Genomic DNA, 23,299 nt, shown 5'->3' with positions numbered 1-23,299 from the left:
CGCCCCTACAGGACGACCGAGGCCCGGCGCGTTTCGGCCAGGTATTCGCGCGACTGCATTTCCATCAGGCGCGACACGGTACGGGAGAATTCATTCGACATCGGCCCTTCAGTATAGAGGGCATCGGCCGGGCACTGCGCCGACAGGATCAGCTTGACCTTGTGGTCGTACAGCACGTCCACCAGCCAGGTGAAGCGGCGCGCCTCGGACGCCTGGCGCGGGCTCATGCGCGGCACGTCGGACACGATCACGGTCTGGAAGCGGTCGGCCAGATCCAGGTAGTCGTTCTGCGAGCGCGGAGTACCACACAGGGCCTGGAAACTGAACCAGACCACGGTCCCGGCCAGTGCCACCGCCTGGACCTCGCGGTTCTCGATCCGCAGGACGGGCTTTTGTTCAGCCGTATCGGCCAGACGATCGAAGGCCGAGCGCAGCTCGTCATGCGTCGCGGCCACGATCGGCGTGATATAGGTGCGCAGTTGCGCCAGGGTGCGGCGCCGGTAGTCCACGCCCGCATCGACGTTCATCACGTCCATCCGTTCCTGGATCAGAGCGATGGCCGGCAGGATGCGGTCACGGTGCAAGCCGTCCGGGTAAAGCGTGGACGGCTCGTAGTTCGACGTCATGACGAAGGACGTGCCGTGCTCGAACAGGCGCATCAGCAGCCGGTACAGAATCATGGCGTCTGCCACGTCCGAGATGTGGAACTCGTCGAAGCAGATCAGGCGATAGCGGGCGGCGACCTTGCGCGCCACGTGGTCCAGCGGATCGGCCTCGCCGCTGACGGCCCGGATTTCCCGGTGGACCCCGCGCATGAATTCGTGAAAGTGCAGGCGCACCTTGCGCTTGACGGGTACGGTCAGGTAGAACGCATCCATCAGAAAGCTCTTGCCGCGCCCGACACCGCCCCACAGGTAGACCCCGCGCGGCACGGCCGGGCGCAGGAACAGCTTTTTCAGGCCGTTCGAGCGCTGACGCTTGAACTCGATCCAGTCGTCATAGTATCGCTGCAGGCGCTCGACCGCTGCGCGCTGGGCTTCGTCAGCGACGAAGCCCCGCTCGCTCAGGGCTTGCGCGTAATACGCGCTGACATCCATCGTCAGCGGCTTACAGGTTCAGCGTGCGCTTGTCGACGGCCAGGGCGGCTTCCTTGACGGCTTCGGACAGGGTCGGGTGCGCATGGCAGATGCGCGCGATGTCTTCGGCGGCGCCGCGGAATTCCATGATGGTCACGGCCTCGGCGATCAGTTCGGAGGCCATCGGGCCCACGATGTGCACGCCCAGGACTTCGTCGGTCTTGGCGTCAGCCAGGATCTTGACGAAACCGGTGGTGTCGCCCAGTGCGCGCGCACGGCCATTGGCCATGAAGGGGAAGCTGCCCGCCTTGTAGTCGCGCCCCTCGGCCTTGAGCGCCTGTTCGGTCTTGCCGACCCAGGCGACTTCGGGCGAGGTGTAGATGACCCAGGGGATGGTGTCGAAATTGACGTGCCCGTGCTGGCCGGCAATGCGCTCGGCCACCGCCACGCCTTCTTCTTCGGCCTTGTGCGCCAGCATCGGGCCGCGCACCACGTCACCCACGGCCCAGACGTTGGGCAGGTTGCTGCGGCAGTCTTCGTCGACGACCACGAAACCACGCTCGTCCAGCTTCAGGCCCACCACGTCGGCACCCAGCCCCTGGGTGTTGGGCACCCGGCCGATCGACACGATCAGGTGATTGACGGCCAGCTTCTGTTCGGCGCCGGCCGCGTCCGTGTACTGGACGTTGACACCCTTGGCGGAAGTCTTGACCTCGCCGATGCGCACGCCGGTCTGGATGTCCAGGCCCTGCTTGGCAAGCGCCTTCTGGGCTTCCTTGGCCACGTCGCGGTCCACCGCACCGAGGAACTCGGGCATGGCTTCCAGGATGGTGACCTCGGCGCCCAGCCGGCGCCAGACGCTGCCCATTTCCAGGCCGATGACACCCGCGCCGATGACGCCGAGTTTCTTGGGGACGGCTGGGATGCGCAACGCGCCGTCGTTCGACAGAACGAGTTCTTCGTCAAAGGGCAGGCCGGGCAGCTCACGTGCGCTGGAACCGGTGGCGACGATCACGTGTCGGCCTTCCAGGTCCTCGTCGGTCTTGCCGGCGACCTTCACCGACCAGCCGAAGTCCGTCTTGGCGGCCAGGGTGCCGGTGCCGTGGAAGAAGGACACCTTGTTCTTCTTGAACAGGAACAGGATGCCGGCGTTGTTCTGCTGAACCACCGTGTCCTTGCGGCCGATCAGCTTGGCCAGATCCAGGCTGACGCCCTTGGCGGTGATGCCATGGTCGGCGAAGTGATGATTCAGTTGCTCGTAGTGCTCGGACGATTGCAGCAGAGCCTTGGACGGGATGCAGCCCACATTCGTGCAGGTGCCGCCGGGGGCGGGCTTGCCAGCGGCGTCGGTCCAGGCGTCCACGCAGGCCACGGCCAGGCCCAGTTGGGCGGCGCGGATGGCGGCGATATAGCCGCCGGGGCCGGCACCGATCACGATTACATCAAATTGTTTTGCCATGTTCTTCTCTCAAAACGACGCACCCCGAAGGGTGCGTACTGGATTACATCAAAGCCGCCGATCAGACGCTCAGCAACAGGCGTTGCGGGTCTTCCAGGGCTTCTTTCATCGCGACCAGCGCCAGCACGGCCTCGCGCCCGTCGATGATGCGGTGGTCATACGACAGCGCCAGATAGTTGATCGGACGAATCACGATCTGGCCATTTTCCACGACCGGACGGTCCTTGGTCGCGTGAATGCCCAGAATGGCCGATTGCGGGGGGTTGATGATCGGAGTGGACAGCATCGAGCCAAACACGCCGCCGTTCGAGATCGAGAAAGTCCCGCCGGTCAGTTCGTCCAGCGTCAGCTTGCCGTCCTGTGCGCGGCGACCGAAATCGGCGATCTGCTTTTCGATGTCGGCCAGCGACAGTTGATCGGCATTGCGCAGGACAGGCACCACCAGGCCGCGCGGGCTGCCGACGGCCACGCCGATGTCGAAATACCCGTGATAGATGATGTCCTTGCCATCCACCGAGGCGTTGACCACCGGATAACGCTTGAGCGCTGCGACAGCCGCCTTGACGAAGAAGGACGTGAAGCCCAGCTTGACGCCGTGTTCCTTTTCGAAAACGTCCTTGTATTTCTTGCGCAGGTCCATGATGGCCTGCATATTGACTTCGTTGAAGGTCGTCAGGATGGCGTTTTCGGACTGCGACTGAATCAGGCGCTCGGCCACACGGGCGCGCAGACGGCTCATCGGCACGCGCTGTTCCGGGCGGCCGTCCAGGCTGACCGGCACCGGGGCGGACGGGGTCGCGGCGGCCGGGGCCTGCGCGGCACCCAGGGCGTCGCCCTTGGTCACGCGACCGCCACGGCCCGTGCCTTCGACGGAGGCAGGATCGATGCCCTTTTCGGACAGGATCTTGCCGGCGGCCGGGGACACCACCGACGACTTGGTGGCGGGCTTGGCAGCCTCGGCGACGGCCGGCGCGGGCGCGGCAACAGCGGCCGGAGCCGCAGCGGCGGCCTTGGCGGCGGTGTCGATGCGGGCCAGGACTTCGCCCGAGGTCACGGTGCTGCCGTCGCCCTTGACGATCTCGGACAGCACGCCCGAGGCGGGGGCCGGCACTTCCAGCACGACCTTGTCTGTTTCGACTTCGATCAGGATCTCATCGGCTTCGACGGCTTCGCCGGGCTGCTTCTTCCAGTTGAGCAGAGTGGCCTCCGACACCGATTCGGAGAGCTGCGGAACGAGGACTTCGGTAATAGCCATAATATTTTTCCGTGTTGTCTGTATTTGAGGGAAATCGGATTACTTGATCAGCGAGAAACTTTTCAGTTTGGGGGCGAAGGCCTGCTCGATCAGGGCGCGTTGCTGCTCCTGATGCTTTGCCATATAGCCTACTGCCGGCGAAGCCGACGCCGGGCGACCGGCATAACCCAGTTTCTGACCATCATTCATGTTTTCGTACAGGTGATGCTGCACATAGAACCACGGCCCCTGGTTCTGGGGTTCGTCCTGCACCCAGACCAGTTCCGTGACGTTGTCGTATTTCTGCAGTTCAGCCTGGAAAGACTTGTGCGCAAACGGATAGAGCTGCTCGATGCGCAGGATGGCGACGTCCTTGCGGCCTTGTTCTTCGCGGGCATGGACCAGGTCGTAGTAGACCTTGCCGGAACACACCAGCACGCGCTTGACGTCTGCCGGCACGATGTCGGCGTTGGTTTCGCCGATGACGGGCTGGAACGTGCCTGTCGCCAGATCGTCCAGCGCAGAAGTCGCCGCCTTGTTGCGCAAGAGCGACTTGGGCGTCATGATCACCAGCGGCTTGCGGAAGGGGCGGATCATCTGGCGGCGCAACACGTGGAAGATCTGCGCCCCGTTGGTGGGCTGCACGACCTGCATATTGTTGTCCGCGCACAGTTGCAGGAAACGCTCGATCCGCGCGGACGAGTGTTCCGGCCCCTGGCCTTCGTAGCCGTGCGGCAGCATCAGCACCAGACCGCAGGCGCGGCCCCACTTGGCCTCGCCAGACGCGATGAACTGGTCGATGACGACCTGCGCGCCGTTGGCGAAGTCGCCGAACTGGGCTTCCCAGATGGTCAGCACATTGGGCTCGGCGGTGGCGTAGCCGTATTCAAAGCCCAGCACGGCGGCTTCGGACAGCACGGAGTCGATCACTGTGAACGGCGCCTGGCTCTCGGACACGTTCTGCAGAGGCACGTAGGTGCCGTCATCCCAGCGTTCGCGCTTTTGGTCGTGCAGCACGGCGTGGCGATGGGTGAAGGTGCCACGGCCGGAATCCTGGCCGGTGATGCGGATGGCGTAGCCGTTGGCCACCAGGGTGGCGAAGGCCAGGTGCTCGCCCATGCCCCAGTCCACGGGGTGTTCGCCGCGCGCCATCGCCAGACGGTCGGCCAGCAGTTTATTGACCAAGGGGTGGACCGTGAATCCGTCCGGCACCTGGGTCAGTTTTTCGCCGATGCGGGTCAGTTCGGCCAGCGGCACGCCGGTATCGGCATGATCGGTCCATTTGGCGCCCAGGAAGGGCGACCAGTCGGTGGCATACTTGTTCTTGTAGTCGGTCAGGACGGGCTCAACCGTGCGCTGGCCGTCTTCCATCAACTGACGGTAATCCTTGACCATCTGATCGGGTTCGCCTTCGGCCAGGGCGCCCTGGGCGACCAGGCGATCCGCATAGAGCTTGCGGGTGCCCGGATGGACGCCGATGCTCTTGTACATCAGCGGCTGCGTCAGGGACGGCGTGTCCTGTTCGTTGTGGCCCAGCTTGCGGAAGCAGACGATGTCCACCACGACGTCATGCCCGAACTGCTGGCGATAATCCAGCGCCAGCTTCGTCACGAAGACCACGGCTTCAGGGTCGTCGCCATTGACGTGGAAGACCGGGGCTTCGATCATCTTGACCACGTCCGTGCAGTACAGCGTGGAACGCGTGTCGCGCGGGTCGGAAGTCGTGAAGCCGATCTGGTTGTTGATGACGATGTGCAGGGTGCCGCCGGTGCCGTAGCCGCGGGTCTGCGCCAGGTTCAGGGTTTCCATGACCACGCCCTGGCCGGCGAAGGCTGCGTCGCCATGCACCAGCACCGGCAGCACCTGATCGCCCCGTTCGTCATTGCGGCGGTCCTGACGGGCGCGCACGCTGCCCTCGACCACCGGGTTCACGATTTCCAGGTGCGACGGGTTGAACGCCAGAGACAGGTGGACCGGGCCACCGCGCGTGGACAGATCGCTGGAAAAGCCGTTGTGATATTTGACGTCGCCGTCGCTGAGTCCCTGGGCGTGCTTGCCCTCGAATTCGGCAAACAGATCGCCGGGCATCTTGCCCATGATGTTGACCAGCAGATTCAGGCGGCCCCGGTGGGCCATGCCGACGACGATTTCCTGGACGCCATTTTCACCGGCGTGATTGACGACCTCGTCCATGGCGGCGATGAAGCTTTCACCGCCTTCCAGAGAGAAGCGCTTCTGGCCGACGTATTTGGTGTGCAGGAAGCGTTCCAGGCCTTCGGCCTCGGTCACCTGCTGCAGGATGTTGCGTTTCTGCTCGACGGTGAATTCCGGCACGCCCAGGGTGGATTCCAGGCGTTCCTGAATCCAGCGCTTCACCGCCGGATCGGCGATGTGCATGAATTCGGCGCCGATGTTCTGGCAATACGTGTCGCGCAGGGCCTTGAGGATGTCCCGCATGGTCATCGTATCGGCCTTGGTGAAATACGTGTTCGTGGCCGAATAGATCTGGTCCAGATCGGCCTCGGTCAGGCCGTAGAAGGCGGGGTCCAGTTCCGGGATGTCCGGACGGTCGCGGCGCTTCAGCGGATCGAGCTGGGCGATGCGGGACCCCAGCGAGCGATAGGCGGCGATGATGGACTGGACATAGACCTGCTTGCCGGCGATAGCCAGGGACTGGTCGGAAGCTTGCGCGGGGCGGATCTGGAAGGCGTTTTCTCGGGCGCGCTGAGCGAAAGAGGCGACGATCGGAGCGTGAGCCTGGTCGCGTGTGGCCTCACGGCCATCTGCGGCGGGCAAATGCTGCAACTGATCGAAGTAGGTGCGCCACTGGTCCGGAACGGAACCCGGGTCGTTCAGATAGGCTTCGTAGAGGTCTTCTACGTAGGGCGCATTGGCGCCAAACAAATAGGAATTGGACTGGAGTTCTTGTTCCGTGGACATTGTGCGCTTCACCTGACGGGTGCTTCACCCGAACGATGCAGATTGAGAAACCTTCCGCGACTCGGCCAGACCGATGAGCGGATAGCAGGGGCAGAAGGCAATGGTACGACGCCTTGCATAAGCCGTATTAAGGGGAAAGTATACCCGTCCGGCGGCATGGGTTTAAACTGACCGGCCGAAAACGCCCATTCCAGGCTGCTTTTCGCCCGATTGACGTTGGGATTAACAAACACTTCAAGCAATACTCGGGCAGAATGGGGTTTGCCGAAGCCATACCCTCGCGGCAATACAAACGATACAAAACAACCAGCAGGAGCACAGGTAGTCATGGACCTGAAAGACGATCGCGCCAAGATGGCGCTCGATTACCACGCATTCCCCACCCCCGGCAAAATCTCCGTCGTCCCGACCAAACCCCTGGCCAACCAGGACGACCTGAGCCTGGCCTATTCCCCGGGCGTGGCAATCGCCAGCATGACAATTCACGCCGAGGGCGAGTCTGCCGCAGCCAAGTACACCTCGCGCGCCAATCTGGTGGGCGTGGTCACCAACGGCACCGCCGTGCTCGGCCTGGGCAACATCGGCCCTCTGGCAGCCAAGCCCGTCATGGAAGGCAAGGGCTGCCTGTTCAAGAAATTCGCCGGCATCGACGTCTTCGACATCGAACTGAACGAAAACGATCCGGACAAGCTGGTCGACATCATCGCCGCGCTGGAACCGACGCTGGGCGGGATCAATCTGGAAGACATCAAGGCGCCGGAATGCTTCTATATCGAGAAGAAGCTGCGCGAACGCATGAAGATCCCCGTCTTTCACGACGACCAGCACGGCACCGCCATCATCTCCTCGGCCGCCGTCCTGAACGGCCTGAAGGTCGTGGGTAAAGACATCGCTCAGGTCAAGCTGGTGTGTTCGGGCGCAGGCGCCGCCGCCATCGCCTGCCTGGACCTGATGGTCAAGCTCGGCGTCTCGCAAAAGAACATCTATGTGGTCGATTCGCGCGGCGTGATCTGGCAGGGCCGCGATGAAAAGATGGAAGCCAACAAGGCCCGCTACGCTCAACAGACCGACGCCCGCACCCTGGCCGACGTCTGCAAGGGCGCCGACGTGTTCCTGGGGTGCTCGGCCCCCGGCGTGCTGACCCAGGACATGGTGCGCTCCATGGCCGACCGCCCGCTGATCCTGGCCCTGGCCAACCCCGATCCGGAAATCCGTCCCGAGGACGCCAAGGCCGCCCGCCCCGACTGCATCGTCGCCACCGGCCGTTCGGACTATCCGAACCAGGTCAACAACGTCCTGTGCTTCCCCTTCATCTTCCGCGGCGCGATGGACTGCGGCGCCACCGTCATCAACGAAGAGATGAAGCTGGCCTGCGTCAAGGCCATCGCCGAACTGGCACAGGCTGAAAGCAGCGCCGAAGTCGCGAGCGCCTACGCCGACCAGGATCTGTCCTTCGGCCCGGAATACATCATTCCCAAGCCCTTCGACCCGCGCCTGATCGTCAAGATCGCCCCGGCCATCGCTCAGGCCGCTGCAGATTCCGGCGTGGCCCGCCGCCCCATCGAGGACATGGACGCCTACCGCCAGTCCCTGATGAGCATCGTCTACCACTCCGGCCAGTTGATGCGTCCCCTGTTCCATCAAGCAAAATCCGCGCCCAAGCGCGTGATCTACGCCGACGGCGAGGACGAGCGCGTGCTGCGCGCCGCCCAGACAGTGCTGGACGAAGGCTTCGCCCAGCCGATCCTGATCGGCCGTCCCGCCGTGATCGACATGCGCATCCAGAAGTTCGGCCTGCGCCTGGTGCCCGGCAAGAACGTGGAAATCGTCAATCCCGAGGACGACACGCGCTTCAACGAAACCTGGAGCGCCTACTACAAGCTGCGCGGCCGCGAGGGTGTCACGCCCGACATCGCCAAGGCCATGGTACGCAAGCACAACTCCCTGATCGGGGTGATGCTGCTGCAGCGCGGCGACGCCGACGCGATGATCTGCGGGGTGGCCAGCCGCTTCGACAATCAGTTGAAATACGTCGAAGAGGTCATCGGCCTCAAGCCCACGGCCCGCACCTACGCGGCCATGAACGTGCTGATGCTGCCGACCCAGACCCTGTTCATCTGCGACACGCACGTCAACGAAGACCCCACCGCCGAACAGATCGCCGACATGACGATCCTGGCCGCCGAGGAAGTCCGCCGCTTCGGCATCGTACCCAAGATTGCCCTGCTCTCGCACTCCAACTTCGGCAGCCGCCCTACGGCGTCCTCCCGCAAGATGGCCGAAGCGCGTCGCCTGATCGAACAGCGCGCGCCCGAACTGGAAGTCGACGGCGAAATGCACGCGGACTCGGCCCTGTCCGAAACCATCCGCGTCCATGCCTACCCCGACACGCAACTGAAGGGACCGGCCAATCTGCTGATCATGCCCAATCTGGACGCGGGCAACATCACCTACAACATGCTGAAGATGACCGGCAGCCACGGCGTGGCCATGGGTCCGGTGCTGCTGGGCGCTGCGCGCCCGGTGCACATCCTGACCACCAGCTCCACGGTGCGCCGTATCGTCAACATGACGGCCCTGGCCGTAGTGGACGCCCAGCAGGAAGCGGGCCAGGCAGTCTGATCGCCCTGCCCCACGGGAAGACCGGCCGTCCTTCGGGGCGGCCGGTTTTTTTGCAGCCGGACGCCTCAAGGTGAAAGCCTCCCGGGGGACATCACATCTGTGAAAACAGCGCGCGGTATGCGCTGGGCGACGTCCGATACGCCTGACTGAAATGCTGGCGCAACGATGCCGCACTGCCGAAACCCGCCTGCTGCGCGACGGTTTCCACGGGCTGATGCGTGGTCTCCAGCAAGCGCTGCGCATAGGCCAGGCGCTGCCCCAGCAGCCATTGTCCGACCGTCGTGCCGGTCAGGTCCCGGAACCGGCGCGTGAAATTTCGGCGGCTCATGGCGACGCGCCCGGCCAGGGAATCGAGCGTGTGCGGTTCGGACGGATGGGCCGCCACCCAATTCAGCAGATCGGACAGGCGGTCACCGCCCGGCGCGTCATGCAAAGGCTGCTCGATGTATTGTGCCTGCCCGCCCTGCCGGTGCGGGGCCACCACCAGCCGCCGCGCCACGAGGTTGGCCACGTCTGCGCCATGCCAGCGGCGCAACAGATCCAGGCAGCAGTCCAGGCCGGCGGCCGTGCCGGCGGACGTCACCAGACGGCCCTCGTCGGCATCCTGGTACAACACGTCGGGCATCAGTTTCACACGCGGGTAACGCCGTGAGAACGTCTCGACGGCGCTCCAGTGCGTGGCCGCCTCGTGACCATCGAGGATGCCTGCTTCCGCCAGCACGAACGCCCCCAGGCACAGGCCGACCACGGTCGCGCCGCGCGCGTGGGCCGCGCGCACGGCATCGACCATCGGCGCGGGCGGACATTCGTCCGGATCGCGCCACGACGGCACGATCAGCACGTCCGCCTGCGCGGCGTCCGCCAGAGTCAGGCTGGTTTGCACAGTGAACCCGGCGGTCGTGCGCAGGCCGCCCCTGGGGACGGGCTCTCCCGCGCAGATCCATAGTTCGTGTGCGGGCTGGCCGATGCGGTTTTCAAACACCAGGCACGGCACGGAAAGGTGAAACGGACTGATGCGATCAAAGGCCAGAACGGCGATTTTCCGAGGCAACATGGTAGTGGTGCGAGTTTGGCCCGATTCTTTCGATAGCTGTTATTCAGGACACTTGTTGGAAGGATAGCCGTGCGCGAAGATGCTGTCCATGGGCGTTCGTCACGCCCACTCTCACATACCGATCCCATCGATTTCCAGGAGTCCCGCCATGACTGCCCACACCGCCCCGAAGCGCGCCTTGATCGTCATCGACGCACAAAACGAATATTTCACCGGAGAGCTGCCGATCGAATATCCGGACCCGTCGCTCACCATCGCCAATGTCGGCCTCGCCATGGACACGGCGCAGGCGGCCAAAATCCCGGTGATCGTGGTGCAGCAGACCTCGCCCGCCCGTTCGCCGCTGTTCGCCATCGACACCGAGGGTTGGCAACTGCATCCAGTGGTCGCCGCCCGTCCACACGATCATTACCTGCGCAAGACGCTGCCCAGCGCCTATCCGGAAACCGATCTGGCTGCCTGGCTGCAGGCGCGCGGCATCGACACGCTGACGGTGGTCGGCTATATGACGCACAACTGCGATTCCTCGACCATCAACCACGCCCTGCACAACGGCACCGCAGTCGAGTTTCTGCACGATGCCTCGGGCGCGGTGTCCTACCGCAATCAGGCCGGACTCGCGAGCGCCGAAGACATCCACCGCGTATTCAGCGTGGTGCTGCAATCGCGTTTCGCGGCGGTGATGTCCACCCGGGACTGGGTCGACAGCGTCAAGACCGGCGCGCAGCCGGTGCGCGACAACATCTACCTGTCCAACCAGCGGGCGCGCGATCTGCTGCACGACGCGGCGACGCAGCAAGCCGCCTGAGCGGCCCGCGCGGAGCCAAAGGAAAACGGGCCTCGCGGCCCGTTTTCCATCCTGCGACGAAACGGAAGAATTACTTCACGTCGCGCACCGCAGCGCCGGTGTACAACTGGCGCGGGCGGCCGATCTTGTAGTCGGGGTCGGACAGCATTTCGTTCCACTGGGCGATCCAGCCCACCGTGCGGGCCAGGGCGAAGATCGCCGTGAACAGCGACGTGGGGATGCCGATGGCGCGCTGCACGATGCCCGAATAGAAGTCCACGTTCGGGTACAGCTTGCGATCCACGAAGTACTTGTCTTCCAGCGCGATGCGTTCGACTTCCATCGCCAGCTTGAACAGCGGATCGTTATGCAGACCCAGCGCGTCCAGCACTTCGCGGCAGGTTTCCTGCATCATCGTGGCGCGCGGATCGTAGTTCTTGTAGACCCGGTGGCCGAAGCCCATCAGGCGCACACCCGAGGTCTTGTCCTTGACCTTTTCCATGAACTCGCCGACCTTGGCGACGCCACCGTTGGCCTGGAGGCCTTCCAGCATGTTCAGGCAGGCTTCGTTGGCGCCGCCGTGCGCCGGACCCCACAGGCAGGCCACGCCGGCCGCAATCGCCGCAAACGGGTTGGTGCCGGAGGAACCGCACAGGCGCACCGTGGAGGTGGAGGCGTTCTGCTCGTGATCCGCATGCAGAATGAAGATGCGATCCAGGGCGCGCTCGACGACCTCGTTGACCTGGTAGTCATCGCAGGGCGTGGCGAACATCATGCGCAGGAAGTTGCCCGTGTAGGACAGGTCGTTCTTCGGGTAGATGAAGGGCTGGCCCAGGGAATGCTTGTACGCCATGGCGACCAGGGTCGGCAGCTTGGCGATCAGGCGGATCGCGGAGACCTCGCGGTGACGCGGGTTGGTGATGTCGGTGGAGTCATGGTAGAAGGCCGACAGCGCGCCCACCAGGCCCGTCAGCACCGCCATCGGGTGCGCGTCGCGGCGGAAGCCCTGCAGGAAGGTGTGCATCTGCTCGTGCACCAGGGTGTGGTGCGTGACCAGATCGTCGAAGTCATGCTTCTGCTGCGGCGAAGGCAGTTCGCCGTTCATGATCAGGTAGGCGACCGACAGGAAATCGCAGTTCGTCGCCAACTGGTCGATCGGGTAACCGCGATACAGCAGTTGGCCCTTGTCGCCATCGATGTAGGTGATGGCGGATTCGCAGGAGGCCGTCGCCATGAAGCCGGGGTCATAGGTGAACATCCCCGTCTGACCGTAGAGCTTGCGGATGTCGATCACGTCCGGGCCAACCGTGCCCTGGTACACCGGGAATTCGACCGAGGGGCTGCCGTCGGAGAACGAGAGCGTGGCTTTTTTATCGGATAGCTGCATGTGAATCTTCCTTTAAGTTACAGCGCTTTCATCTGCTCGACGAGCCGGCGGATGTCGGGATCGTCGTAGGGACCCGACAGGTCCGCGCGTCCCAACAGGACGTCGAGCAATTCGGTATCGACCATTTCGAAAAGCTGCGTCAAGGCCCGCACGTCGTTCTCAGTCAACTGCGCTTCGTGGGCATCCAGGAAGCGCGTGATGATGAGATCGTTCTCGAGCAGGCCGCGACGTGCCCGCCAGCGCAGGCGGGCGCGATCCAGAACGGTCAGGTCGCCAGACATGTCCGAATCCTAGACCGTGCGGCGCACGAGCATTTCCTTGATCTTGCCGATCGCGGCCGACGGATTCAAGCCCTTGGGGCAGACATCCGTGCAGTTCATGATCGTATGGCAGCGGAACAGGCGGTACGGGTCTTCCAGATTGTCCAGACGTTCGCCGGTGGCTTCATCGCGCGAATCGGCGATGAAACGGTAGGCCTGCAGCAGGCCGGCCGGGCCGACGAACTTGTCCGGATTCCACCAGAAGGACGGACAGGCGGTGGAGCAGGAGCCGCACAGGATGCACTCGTACAGGCCGTTGAGTTCCTCGCGTTCCTCGGGGGACTGCAGGCGTTCCTTTTCGGGCGGCGGCGTGTCGTTGATCAGGAAAGGCTTGACCGAATGGTACTGGTCGAAGAAGAAGGTCATGTCCACGATCAGGTCGCGCACCACGGGCAGGCCGGGCAGCGGCTTGAGGACGATGGGCTCCTTGAGCTCGAGCAGGTTGGTCGTGCAGGCCAGGCCGTTCTTGCCGTTGATGTTCATGGCGTCGGATCCGCACACGCCCTCGCGGCAGGACCGGCGCAGGGCCAGGCTGTCGTCGAGCTCGTTCTTGATGCGCAGGATCGCGTCCAGCAGCATCTTGTCGGTCGGCTGCAGCTCGACCTCGAACTTCTGCATGTACGGCCGTTCGTCCTTGTCCGGATCGTAGCGGTAGATCTCGAATTTCACGATGCGTTTTTGACTCATGACGATATCCAGATTAGAAGGTACGCGGCTTGGGCGGGATGCTGTCCACGGTCAGGGGCTGCATGCGCACCGGGGAGTATTCGAGGCGGTTGTCCTCGGCGAACCACAGCGTGTGCTTGAGCCAGTCCACGTCGTCGCGTTCCGGGTATTCCTCGAGGGCGTGGGCGCCGCGCGATTCCAGGCGGGCGGCCGCCGAGGTCGTCGTGGCGCGGGCCACCTCGATCATGTTGGAGACTTCCAGGGCCTCGATGCGGGCGGTATTGAAGACCTTGGACTTGTCGGCGAAATAGATGTCCTGGACTTCCGGCACCAGGTCAGCGATCATTTCCGCGCCTTCCTTGAGCAGATCCAGCTTGCGGAACACGCCGCAGTGAGCCTGCATGGTCATGCGCATCTTGTTGGCCACGTCCTGGGCCTTTTCGCCCGAGGTGCGGGTTTCCAGACGGTTGACGCGATCCAGCGAGGCATTGATGTCGGTGTCCGGCAGCGGCTGGTGGCTGTGCGTACGTTCCGGGTGCTGGTCGACGATGAAGTTGCCGGCCGAGCGGCCGAACACGATCAGGTCCAGCAGGGAATTGGTGCCCAGGCGGTTGGCGCCGTGCACCGAAGTCGCCGCGCATTCGCCGACGGCGTACAGACCGTTGACGATCTTTTCCTGGCCGTTGACGCGGGTGACGACCTGACCATGATAGTTGGCCGGAATGCCGCCCATCTGGTAGTGGATCGTCGGCACGACGGGGATCGGGTCCTTGATCGGGTCGATGTTGGCGAACTTGATGGCGATTTCGCGGATCGAAGGCAGACGCTTCTGGATGGTTTCTGCGCCCAGGTGGTCGAGCTTCAGCACCACGTAGCTGCCATCGCCGCAACCGCGGCCTTCCTTGATTTCCTGGTCCATCGAACGCGAGACGAAGTCACGCGGCGCCAGGTCCTTGAGTTGCGGCGCGTAGCGTTCCATGAAGCGCTCGCCGTCCTTGTTCAGCAGGATGCCGCCTTCGCCGCGCACACCTTCGGTGATCAGCACGCCGGCCCCGGCCACGCCGGTGGGGTGGAATTGCCAGAATTCCATGTCCTGCAGCGGGATGCCGGCGCGCGCGGCCATGCCCAGGCCGTCACCGGTGTTGATGAAGGCATTGGTCGAAGCCGCCCAGATCCGGCCTGCGCCGCCGGTGGCCAGCACGGTGTGCTTGGCTTCCAGGACGTAGATTTCACCGGTTTCCATTTCCATCGCGGTCACGCCCAGCACATCGCCGTCGTTGTTGCGCAGCAGATCGAGCGCCATCCATTCGACGAAGAAGTTCGTGCGGGCGGCGACGTTGCGCTGGTAGAGCGTGTGCAGCATCGCGTGGCCGGTACGGTCAGCGGCGGCACAGGCGCGCTGGACGGGCTTTTCACCGAAGTGCGAGGTGTGGCCGCCGAACGGGCGCTGGTAGATGGTGCCGTCCGGATTGCGGTCGAAGGGCATGCCGAAGTGTTCGAGCTCGTACACGGCATTGGGGGCTTCGCGGACCATGAATTCGATCGCATCCTGGTCGCCGAGCCAGTCGGAGCCCTTGACGGTATCGTACATGTGCCATTGCCAGTGGTCTTCGCTCATGTTGCCCAGCGAAGCGCTGACGCCGCCCTGGGCGGCCACGGTGTGCGAGCGCGTCGGGAAGACCTTGGACAGCACGGCCACGGACAGGCCGGCCTGAGCCAATTGCAGGGCACAACGCAGGCCGGCTCCGCCGGCACCGACGACCACCACATCGAACTGGCGGCGCGGAAGGGATTTGTTGACAGCGGCCACGTTATAGACTCCAGAGAATTTGACCGAAGAAGACCACTGCGGCCACCAGCCACAGGATCGTCAGGACCTGCAGAAACAGGCGCAGGCCGTCGGAATGCACATAGTCCATCCAGATGTCGCGCACACCGATCCAGGCGTGCCAGGCAAGCGACAGGAAAGCCAGCGTGGCCAGCAGTTGCCCGACCGGCAGCGTGCCGACGGTGAAGGCAAAGAAGGCGCGCCAGGACTCGAAATCCAGGCTGCTGCCCAGGACCGCGTACAGAACCAGGACCAGGGTGTAGACCGCCATGATGACGGCGGTGGTGCGCTGGACGATGAAGTCGCGCGTGCCGTAGTGCGCGCCCACAACCAGGCGCTTGCGACCGATGCGTTCTTGAGCCATTACCATGCTCCAAAGAGTTTCAGACCGAAGACCACGGTCAGTGCCAGCGCCACGCCGATCACCAGGGCGCCGGAGCGCTGCGAGGGTTCACGCGCATTGCCGACGTGCAGATCCAGCGTCAGATAGCGGATGCCTGCGCAGAAGTGGTGGAAGTAGCCCCACATCAACACCAGCAGCACGATCTTACAGGCCGGATTGGCGACCCATTCCTTCATGGCGGCGAAAGTCGCGGGCGACTGTACGCTTTGCGCGAACAGCGGCACGATCACCAGCGGCAGTGCCAGGAACAGCAGCGCGCCGCTGATCCGGTGCAGGATGGATGCCTTGGCAGCCGGAGGCAGCCGGTAACTCATGAGGTCGCTAAACCCCAGGTTACGGAACTGCGGACGCGGCTTTGAAGCTGATTCAGACATGATGGCCTCGTAGTTGGAAGATGGAAGAAATTCGGGACTCACTTGGCATTTTCGCCCATCCGCGAGTCAATTCAAACTGTTGCGGTAATGGTAGCGCTCTGTGACGTAATGACCTCGGCGCAATTCCATGGGGCGGTCGCCGTAGGTATAGGCGATACGCTCGACCTGCAGCAGCGGGCTGCCGGGCTGGACGCGCAACAGTTCGGCCTGGGCCTCGGTCGCGGCCACGGCGCGGATTTTTTCTTCGGCACGCACCATGCTGACGCCGAATTCGGTTTCAAACAGGGCGTACACCGGACCTCGGTAGCGCAGCAACGATTCCAGGGTCAGGCCCTTGAAGATGCTGCCCGGCAGCCAGATATCGTCCAGAATGGTGGGCACGTCGTCAAAAGACAGCGCGCGGCGCATGTTCACGACCGCATCCCCGGCGCGCAGGTCCAGGGCTGCGGCGATCTCGGCCGAGGCCTTGGTGCGGCGGCAGTCCAGGATCTGGCTGCTGGACACGGCGGGCCGGGCCTCGTCGGGTGCCAGCCGCAAGAAACGATAGCGCACCTTGGCTTCGTTGTGCGTGGCCACGAAGGTGCCCTTGCCCTGGCGACGGATCAGCAGGTTTTCAGCGGCCAGTTCGTCGATCGCCTTGCGCACGGTGCCCTGGCTGACCTGGAAGCGGGCGGCCAGTTCGAGTTCGCTGGGGATCGATTCGCCGGGTTTCCATTCGCCCCGGTCCAGGCCCTGCAGGATCAGCCCCTTGATCTGCTGGTACAGAGGGCTGAACGCAGCGCTGTGAGGAGCGCGGCTCGGCGTCTGCTGGCGATCGATCGGGGGAGATTCGGACATGTCGGTCAGGGATGCTGCGGTGCGGCTATGCTACAAGATGAGACGGCGCATTTTCGCACTTCCAGGGCAGGATGTCTAATACTCTTGTGTCTTATATAAGATATAAGACCCTTGACGCTGACTAGTGGAATACACTACTCTTTTCGGCGTTTTCGCACACCCAGCCATCCTCTCACCCTATCGGAGAATCACCATGTCCAAACCCGCCATGCGCGTCGCGGTCACCGGCGCAGCCGGCCAGATCGGCTATGCCCTGCTGTTCCGCATCGCCTCGGGCGAAATGCTCGGCAAGGACCAGCCCGTCATCCTGCAGCTTCTGGAAATCCCCGACGAGAAGGCCCAAAAGGCCCTGCAAGGCGTGATGATGGAACTGGACGACTGCGCCTTCCCGCTGCTGGCCGGCATGAGCGCCCACAGCGATCCGCGCACCGCCTTCAAGGATGCCGACGTCGCCCTGCTGGTCGGCGCCCGTCCGCGCGGCCCCGGCATGGAGCGCAAGGACCTGCTGCAGGTCAACGCCCAGATCTTCACCGCCCAGGGCAAGGCCCTGAACGAAGTCGCCAGCCGCAACGTCAAGGTGCTGGTGGTCGGCAACCCGGCCAACACCAACGCCTACATCGCCATGAAGTCCGCTCCGGACCTGCCGGCCAAGAATTTCACCGCCATGCTGCGCCTGGACCACAACCGCGCACTGTCGCAGCTTGCCGCCAAGACCGGCAAGGCCGTGGCCGACATCGAAAAGCTGGTCGTGTGGGGCAACCACTCGCCCACCATGTACCCGGACACGCGCTTCGCCACCATCGGCGGCCAGCCCGCCCAGGCCCTGGTCAACGATGCCGCCTGGATCGCCGACACGTTCATCCCCACCGTGGGCAAGCGCGGCGCGGCCATCATCGCCGCACGCGGCCTGTCCTCGGCGGCCTCTGCCGCCAACGCCGCCATCGACCACATCCATGACTGGGTGCTGGGCAGCAACGGCAAGTGGGTCACCATGGGCATCCCCTCGGACGGCTCCTACGGCATCCCCGAAGGCATCATCTACGGCGTGCCGGTCACCACCGCCAATGGCGAATACACCCGTGTCACCGGTCTGGAAATCGACGCGTTCTCGCGCGAACGCATGGACTTCACCCTGCAGGAACTGCTCGAGGAACGCGACGGCGTCGCCGACCTGCTGAAGTAAACCCCCGGTGGCGGACGCGCGGCGGCCTGGCTGCCGCGTCCGCCACCGAATGTCCGGCCAATGACAGACAGACGGGCCCCGCACGGCCAGAATGCTTCTGCCATAGACTGGAACCAGCCCCTACCCGGGGCGAATGCTGCCGCGAACCCGGGCGCGCCTGGCGACGACGGCCCACCGGAGCATCCACCATGACCCGTCCCGCCTCTCCCGGCGCCCTGCTGCGCCAGGCGCTGATCGAAGAATCCCCCCTGCAGATCGTCGGGGCCATCAACGCCAATCACGCCCTGCTGGCCCAACGCGCCGGCTACCGTGCCGTCTACCTGTCGGGCGGCGGCGTGGCCGCCGGTTCGCTCGGCCTGCCCGATCTGGGCATCAATACGCTCGACGACGTCCTGACCGACGTGCGCCGCATCACCGACGTCTGCGACCTGCCGCTGCTGGTGGACATCGACACCGGCTTCGGGCCCTCGGCCTTCAATATCGCCCGCACCGTCAAGTCCCTGATCAAGTTCGGCGCCGCCGGCTGCCACATCGAGGACCAGGTCGGCGCCAAGCGCTGCGGTCACCGGCCCGGCAAGGAAATCGTCGGCACCGAAGAAATGGCCGACCGCGTCAAGGCCGCCGTGGACGCCCGCACCGACAGCGACTTCTACGTCATCGCACGCACCGACGCGATCGCCGTCAGCGGTGTGGACGCGGCCCTGGAACGCGCGCACGCCTGCGTCGAAGCCGGTGCCGACGCGATCTTCGCGGAAGCGTCCTACGATCTGGACACCTACCGGAAATTCTCCAGCAGCCTGAACGTCCCCGTGCTGGCCAACATCACCGAATTCGGCCAGACGCCGCTGTTCACCGTCGAAGAGCTCAAGGGCGCGGGCGTGGGCATCGTGCTCTACCCCCTGTCGGCCTTCCGTGCCATGAACAAGGCGGCCGAGGCCGTCTACCAGGCCATCCGCCGCGACGGCCACCAGCACGCGGTGCTCGACCAGATGCAGACACGCGAAGAACTCTACGACCGGATCGGCTACCACCGCTACGAAGACCAACTCGACGCCCTGTTCCAACAGGGCAAGCACAAGGCGTCCTGACCGGACCCCGCTTCCGAACACCTCATCCAAGGAGACCGCTGATGGCGACCAAGAACACCTCCACTGCCAAGAAAACCCCCTCCGCCCAAAAGGCCCCGGCCCGCAAGCGCGCTGCGTCCAAGGTGCCCGCCGCGCCGGCCGCCGCCCAGGCTGCTCCCGCCACCACCGCGCCCGCAGCCGCCACGCCCGCAGGTCCCAAGCCCAAGAAATCCGTCGCCCTGTCGGGCATCGTGGCCGGCAACACCGCGCTGTGCACGGTGGGCCGCAGCGGCAACGACCTGCACTATCGCGGCTACGACATCCTGGACATCGCCGACACCTGCGAATTCGAGGAAGTCGCCCACCTGCTGATCCACGGCAAGCTGCCGACCTCGGCCGAACTCAAGGCCTACAAGGAAAAGCTGCGCCGCCTGCGCGGCCTGCCCGCCCAGGTCCAGGTCGCCCTGGAAGCCCTGCCCGCCGCCAGCCACCCCATGGACGTGATGCGCACCGCCGCTTCGGTGCTGGGCTGCGTGCTGCCTGAAAAGGACGACCACAACCTGCCGGACGCGCGCGACATCGCCGACCGCCTGATGGCCAGTCTGGGCTCGGCCCTGCTGTACTGGTACCACTACAGCCACAACGGCCGCGTCATCAACGTCGAGACCGACGACGACAGCATCGGCGGCCATTTCCTGCACCTGCTGCATGGCGAGACTCCGTCCAAGGAATGGGTCCATGCAATGCACACCTCGCTGATCCTGTACGCGGAACACGAGTTCAACGCCTCGACCTTCACCGGCCGCGTGATCGCCGGCACGGGATCGGACATGTATTCGGCCATCACCGGCGCCATCGGCGCGCTGCGCGGCCCGAAGCATGGCGGCGCCAACGAGGTCGCCTTCGAAATCCAGAAGCGCTACGACAACCCGGACGAGGCCGAGGCCGACATCCGCCGCCGCGTCGAGGCCAAGGAAGTCGTGATCGGCTTCGGCCACCCGGTCTACACCGTATCCGACCCGCGCAACCAGGTCATCAAGTCCGTCGCCCGGAAACTGTCCAAGTCCGCCGGTTCGACCAAGATGTATGACATCGCCGAGCGCCTGGAATCGGTGATGTGGGACGCCAAGAAGATGTTCCCCAATCTGGACTGGTTCTCGGCCGTGTCCTATCACATGATGGGCGTGCCCACCGCCATGTTCACCCCCCTGTTCGTGATCGCCCGCACGGCCGGCTGGTCGGCGCACATCATCGAGCAGCGCATCGACAACAAGATCATCCGCCCGACGGCCAATTACGTCGGCCCGGAAGACCGCAAGTTCGTCCCCCTGGCCAAGCGCCGCTGACACCCTCGGAGCGCGGGCCGGGCGCCACGGCGCCCGGCCCATCCGCACCGCGGCCCTACCGCTCATGATCTGATCGCTTCTGGACGCCATGAACACTGCACATCGCACGCCCCTGCCCGGCACCCGGCTGGATTACTTCGACGCCCGCTCGGCCGTCGAGGCCATCAAACCAGGCGCCTACGACACACTCCCGTACACCTCGCGCGTCTTCGCCGAAAACCTGGTGCGCCGCTGTGATCCCGCCATCCTGAACGATTCGCTCACGCAGCTCATCGAGCGCAGGCGCGATCTGGACTTTCCCTGGTTTCCGGCCAGGGTGGTGTGCCACGACATCCTGGGGCAGACCGCGCTGGTGGACCTGGCCGGCCTGCGCGAAGCCATTGCGGCAAAGGGCGGCGACCCCGCCCGGATCAACCCCGTGGTGCAGACCCAGTTGATCGTCGACCACTCGCTGGCCGTCGAACATGCCGGCTTCGAGCGGGACGCCTTCGACAAGAACCGGGCCATCGAAGACCGTCGCAACGACGACCGTTTCCATTTCATCAACTGGACCAAGCGCGCCTTCAAGAACGTCGACGTCATCCCGCCGGGCAACGGCATCATGCACCAGATCAACCTGGAGCGGATGTCGCCCGTGGTGCATGCCCAGGACGGCGTGGCCTTCCCGGATACGCTGGTGGGCACCGACAGCCATACGCCGCACGTCGATGCGCTGGGCGTGATCGCCATCGGCGTCGGCGGCCTGGAAGCCGAGAGCGTGATGCTCGGGCGCGCATCCTGGATGCGCCTGCCCGACATCATCGGCGTCGAACTGACCGGCAAGCCGCAGCCGGGCAGCACCGCCACCGACCTGGTGCTGGCATTGACCGAATTTCTGCGCAAAGAAAAAGTGGTGTCGTCCTATCTGGAGTTCCATGGCGAGGGCGTCGCCCACCTGACCCTGGGCGATCGCGCCACGATCTCGAACATGACGCCGGAATACGGCGCCACGGCGGCGATGTTCTACATCGACCAGCAAACCATCGACTACCTGCGACTGACCGGCAGAGAGGACGAACAGGTCAAGCTGGTGGAAACCTACGCCAGGCACACCGGCCTCTGGGCCGACAGCCTGAAGTCCGCCGAATACGAGCGCGTCCTGCGGTTCGACCTGTCCAGCGTCGTGCGCAATATCGCCGGCCCCTCGAACCCGCACAGCCGCGTTCCGACTTCCGAGCTCGCCGCCCGGGGCATTGCCGGCACGGTGGAAAACGAGCCCGGCCTGATGCCGGACGGCGCCGTCATCATCGCCGCGATCACCAGCTGCACCAACACCAGCAACCCCCGCAATGTCATCTCCGCCGGCCTGCTGGCGCGCAACGCCAATGCGCTGGGCCTGACCCGCAAACCCTGGGTCAAGTCCTCCCTGGCGCCTGGTTCCAAAGCGGTTCAGCTCTATCTCCAGGATTCCGGGCTCTTGCCGGAACTTGAAAAACTGGGCTTCGGCATCGTCGGTTTCGCCTGTACGACCTGCAATGGCATGAGCGGCGCGCTGGACCCGAAAATCCAGGAAGAAGTCGTCAGCCGCGACCTGTACTCGACCGCCGTGCTGTCGGGCAACCGCAACTTCGACGGCCGCATCCACCCCTATGCCAAGCAGGCGTTCCTGGCTTCGCCCGCTCTCGTCGTCGCCTATGCCATCGCAGGCACCATCCGTTTCGATATCGAGAAAGACGCGCTGGGCCAGGACCGGGACGGCAAGCCCATCACGCTCAAGGACATCTGGCCGTCCGACGCGGAAATCGACGCCATCGTCGCCGCCAGCGTCAAGCCCGAGCACTTCCGCCAGGTGTACGAACCCATGTTCGCCCGCGACCTCGTGGCCAACGGGCATACCAGCCCATTGTACGAATGGCGCCCCATGAGCACCTATATCCGCTGCCCGCCCTACTGGGAGGGCGCGCTGGCAGGCGAACGCACGCTGACCGGCATGCGCCCCCTGGCGGTGCTGGGCGACAACATCACCACCGACCACCTCTCGCCTTCCAATGCCATTCTGCCGGACAGCGCCGCAGGCGAATATCTGGCCAAGATGGGTTTGCCGGAAGAAGACTTCAACTCTTATGCCACCCACCGCGGCGATCACCTCACCGCGCAACGGGCAACCTTTGCCAACCCCAAGCTGTTGAATGAAATGGTGAAGGACGGCGACCGGATCAGGCAGGGGTCGCTGGCGCGCATCGAACCCGAAGGCAAGGTCACCCGCATGTGGGAAGCCATCGAAACCTACATGCAGCGCAAGCAGCCACTCATCATCGTGGCGGGCGCCGATTACGGCCAGGGTTCATCGCGCGACTGGGCGGCCAAGGGCGTGCGCCTGGCCGGTGTGGAGGCCATCGCCGCCGAAGGCTTCGAGCGCATCCACCGGACCAACCTGGTCGGCATGGGCGTGCTGCCGCTGGAGTTCAAACCGGGGGTGAATCGTCACACGCTCGGCATCGACGGCACCGAAACATACGACGTCGTCGGCGAACGCACGCCGCACGCCACGCTGACGCTCGTCATCCACCGCAAGAACGGCGAACGCGTCGAGGTGCCGGTCACCTGCCGCCTGGACACCGCCGAGGAAGTGTCGATCTACGAGGCCGGCGGCGTGCTGCAGCGTTTTGCGCAGGACTTCATCGAATCGAACGCAGCGGCCTGAACCACACCACAGCCACACGACAGGACATCGGCC

The 23,299-nt window shown here is 64.5% G+C and carries 18 protein-coding genes; 6 read left to right on the top strand and 12 right to left on the bottom strand.

The features are described 5' to 3' along the window. Positions 1-5: 5 nt before the first annotated feature. From zapE to WA983_RS14010, 4 genes are all read right to left on the bottom strand, one after another. Positions 6-1,097 carry a cell division protein ZapE gene (gene zapE / locus WA983_RS14025; RefSeq protein WP_424250924.1) on the bottom strand — a complete coding sequence of 364 codons (1,092 nt, stop codon included), beginning with the start codon at positions 1,095-1,097 and terminating at the stop codon, positions 6-8. Between the two features lie 10 nt (positions 1,098-1,107). Next, positions 1,108-2,535, bottom strand: a complete 1,428-nt coding sequence (lpdA, locus tag WA983_RS14020) for a dihydrolipoyl dehydrogenase (RefSeq protein ID WP_424250922.1) — start codon at positions 2,533-2,535, stop codon at positions 1,108-1,110. Positions 2,536-2,596: 61 nt separating this feature from the next. After that, entirely contained in the window at positions 2,597-3,790 is a 1,194-nt protein-coding gene (odhB, locus tag WA983_RS14015; RefSeq protein WP_424312210.1) for a 2-oxoglutarate dehydrogenase complex dihydrolipoyllysine-residue succinyltransferase, read from the bottom strand. 39 nt (positions 3,791-3,829) lie between these two features. Beyond that, positions 3,830-6,709 (bottom strand): 2-oxoglutarate dehydrogenase E1 component, encoded by a 2,880-nt coding sequence (locus WA983_RS14010; protein WP_424247248.1) that lies wholly within the window; start codon positions 6,707-6,709, stop codon positions 3,830-3,832. A gap of 327 nt (positions 6,710-7,036) precedes the next feature. Between WA983_RS14010 and WA983_RS14005 the strand changes: the two genes are divergently transcribed. Next, positions 7,037-9,331, top strand: coding sequence for an NADP-dependent malic enzyme (locus WA983_RS14005; protein ID WP_424312209.1), 2,295 nt, complete (start codon positions 7,037-7,039; stop codon positions 9,329-9,331). Positions 9,332-9,422: 91 nt separating this feature from the next. On the opposite strand, the gene WA983_RS14000 is transcribed toward WA983_RS14005, so the two are convergent. Then, entirely contained in the window at positions 9,423-10,385 is a 963-nt protein-coding gene (locus WA983_RS14000; protein ID WP_424247245.1) for a GlxA family transcriptional regulator, read from the bottom strand. A gap of 148 nt (positions 10,386-10,533) precedes the next feature. On the opposite strand from WA983_RS14000, the gene WA983_RS13995 reads away from it, so the two are divergent. After that, entirely contained in the window at positions 10,534-11,193 is a 660-nt protein-coding gene (locus WA983_RS13995) for a cysteine hydrolase family protein (protein WP_424247243.1), read from the top strand. Positions 11,194-11,263: 70 nt separating this feature from the next. Here the strand turns inward: WA983_RS13995 and gltA are convergent, their stop codons facing one another. From gltA to WA983_RS13960, 7 genes are all read right to left on the bottom strand, one after another. After that, positions 11,264-12,559 (bottom strand): citrate synthase, encoded by a 1,296-nt coding sequence (gene gltA / locus WA983_RS13990; protein WP_424312208.1) that lies wholly within the window; start codon positions 12,557-12,559, stop codon positions 11,264-11,266. A 17-nt stretch (positions 12,560-12,576) separates the two neighbouring features. Beyond that, positions 12,577-12,840, bottom strand: a complete 264-nt coding sequence (locus WA983_RS13985; protein WP_424249562.1) for a succinate dehydrogenase assembly factor 2 — start codon at positions 12,838-12,840, stop codon at positions 12,577-12,579. Between the two features lie 9 nt (positions 12,841-12,849). Next, positions 12,850-13,566 carry a succinate dehydrogenase iron-sulfur subunit gene (locus WA983_RS13980; protein ID WP_424249564.1) on the bottom strand — a complete coding sequence of 239 codons (717 nt, stop codon included), beginning with the start codon at positions 13,564-13,566 and terminating at the stop codon, positions 12,850-12,852. Positions 13,567-13,579: 13 nt separating this feature from the next. Then, the gene (sdhA, locus tag WA983_RS13975; protein ID WP_424249566.1) at positions 13,580-15,355 is read right to left on the bottom strand and encodes a succinate dehydrogenase flavoprotein subunit; all 1,776 of its coding nucleotides are present in this window, start codon (positions 15,353-15,355) and stop codon (positions 13,580-13,582) included. 1 nt (position 15,356) lies between these two features. Then, positions 15,357-15,737: a succinate dehydrogenase, hydrophobic membrane anchor protein gene (sdhD, locus tag WA983_RS13970; protein WP_424249568.1), complete on the bottom strand. Its 381-nt coding sequence runs from the start codon at positions 15,735-15,737 to the stop codon at positions 15,357-15,359. Next, positions 15,737-16,150: a succinate dehydrogenase, cytochrome b556 subunit gene (gene sdhC / locus WA983_RS13965; RefSeq protein ID WP_424249570.1), complete on the bottom strand. Its 414-nt coding sequence runs from the start codon at positions 16,148-16,150 to the stop codon at positions 15,737-15,739. Before sdhC ends, sdhD begins: the two co-directional genes overlap by 1 nt. A 66-nt stretch (positions 16,151-16,216) precedes the next feature. Next, the gene (locus tag WA983_RS13960) at positions 16,217-16,987 is read right to left on the bottom strand and encodes a GntR family transcriptional regulator (protein WP_424249572.1); all 771 of its coding nucleotides are present in this window, start codon (positions 16,985-16,987) and stop codon (positions 16,217-16,219) included. Between the two features lie 193 nt (positions 16,988-17,180). Between WA983_RS13960 and WA983_RS13955 the strand changes: the two genes are divergently transcribed. From WA983_RS13955 to acnD, 4 genes are all read left to right on the top strand, one after another. Continuing rightward, positions 17,181-18,170, top strand: coding sequence for a malate dehydrogenase (locus WA983_RS13955; RefSeq protein ID WP_424312207.1), 990 nt, complete (start codon positions 17,181-17,183; stop codon positions 18,168-18,170). Positions 18,171-18,358: 188 nt separating this feature from the next. Further along, entirely contained in the window at positions 18,359-19,258 is a 900-nt protein-coding gene (gene prpB, locus WA983_RS13950; RefSeq protein ID WP_424247551.1) for a methylisocitrate lyase, read from the top strand. A 41-nt stretch (positions 19,259-19,299) separates the two neighbouring features. Then, positions 19,300-20,583, top strand: a complete 1,284-nt coding sequence (gene prpC / locus WA983_RS13945; RefSeq protein WP_424247550.1) for a bifunctional 2-methylcitrate synthase/citrate synthase — start codon at positions 19,300-19,302, stop codon at positions 20,581-20,583. An 88-nt stretch (positions 20,584-20,671) separates the two neighbouring features. Continuing rightward, positions 20,672-23,266 carry a Fe/S-dependent 2-methylisocitrate dehydratase AcnD gene (acnD, locus tag WA983_RS13940; RefSeq protein ID WP_424312206.1) on the top strand — a complete coding sequence of 865 codons (2,595 nt, stop codon included), beginning with the start codon at positions 20,672-20,674 and terminating at the stop codon, positions 23,264-23,266. Positions 23,267-23,299 lie beyond the last annotated feature (33 nt).

The sequence above is a fragment of the Castellaniella sp. genome, from assembly GCF_049650445.1.
Lineage (GTDB): Bacteria > Pseudomonadota > Gammaproteobacteria > Burkholderiales > Burkholderiaceae_B > Castellaniella.
This window is presented reverse-complemented; position numbering and strand designations above follow the sequence as displayed.

Excerpts from the sequence above, each read along its gene's own strand:
- zapE (WP_424250924.1), bottom strand. The coding sequence starts at position 1,097 with ATGGATGTCAGCGCGTATTACGCGCAAGCCCTGAGCGAGCGGGGCTTC.
- lpdA (WP_424250922.1), bottom strand. The coding sequence starts at position 2,535 with ATGGCAAAACAATTTGATGTAATCGTGATCGGTGCCGGCCCCGGCGGC.
- odhB (WP_424312210.1), bottom strand. The coding sequence starts at position 3,790 with ATGGCTATTACCGAAGTCCTCGTTCCGCAGCTCTCCGAATCGGTGTCG.
- WA983_RS14010 (WP_424247248.1), bottom strand. The coding sequence starts at position 6,709 with ATGTCCACGGAACAAGAACTCCAGTCCAATTCCTATTTGTTTGGCGCC.
- WA983_RS14005 (WP_424312209.1), top strand. The coding sequence starts at position 7,037 with ATGGACCTGAAAGACGATCGCGCCAAGATGGCGCTCGATTACCACGCA.
- WA983_RS14000 (WP_424247245.1), bottom strand. The coding sequence starts at position 10,385 with ATGTTGCCTCGGAAAATCGCCGTTCTGGCCTTTGATCGCATCAGTCCG.
- WA983_RS13995 (WP_424247243.1), top strand. The coding sequence starts at position 10,534 with ATGACTGCCCACACCGCCCCGAAGCGCGCCTTGATCGTCATCGACGCA.
- gltA (WP_424312208.1), bottom strand. The coding sequence starts at position 12,559 with ATGCAGCTATCCGATAAAAAAGCCACGCTCTCGTTCTCCGACGGCAGC.
- WA983_RS13985 (WP_424249562.1), bottom strand. The coding sequence starts at position 12,840 with ATGTCTGGCGACCTGACCGTTCTGGATCGCGCCCGCCTGCGCTGGCGG.
- WA983_RS13980 (WP_424249564.1), bottom strand. The coding sequence starts at position 13,566 with ATGAGTCAAAAACGCATCGTGAAATTCGAGATCTACCGCTACGATCCG.
- sdhD (WP_424249568.1), bottom strand. The coding sequence starts at position 15,737 with ATGGCTCAAGAACGCATCGGTCGCAAGCGCCTGGTTGTGGGCGCGCAC.
- sdhC (WP_424249570.1), bottom strand. The coding sequence starts at position 16,150 with ATGTCTGAATCAGCTTCAAAGCCGCGTCCGCAGTTCCGTAACCTGGGG.
- WA983_RS13960 (WP_424249572.1), bottom strand. The coding sequence starts at position 16,987 with ATGTCCGAATCTCCCCCGATCGATCGCCAGCAGACGCCGAGCCGCGCT.
- WA983_RS13955 (WP_424312207.1), top strand. The coding sequence starts at position 17,181 with ATGTCCAAACCCGCCATGCGCGTCGCGGTCACCGGCGCAGCCGGCCAG.
- prpB (WP_424247551.1), top strand. The coding sequence starts at position 18,359 with ATGACCCGTCCCGCCTCTCCCGGCGCCCTGCTGCGCCAGGCGCTGATC.
- prpC (WP_424247550.1), top strand. The coding sequence starts at position 19,300 with ATGGCGACCAAGAACACCTCCACTGCCAAGAAAACCCCCTCCGCCCAA.
- acnD (WP_424312206.1), top strand. The coding sequence starts at position 20,672 with ATGAACACTGCACATCGCACGCCCCTGCCCGGCACCCGGCTGGATTAC.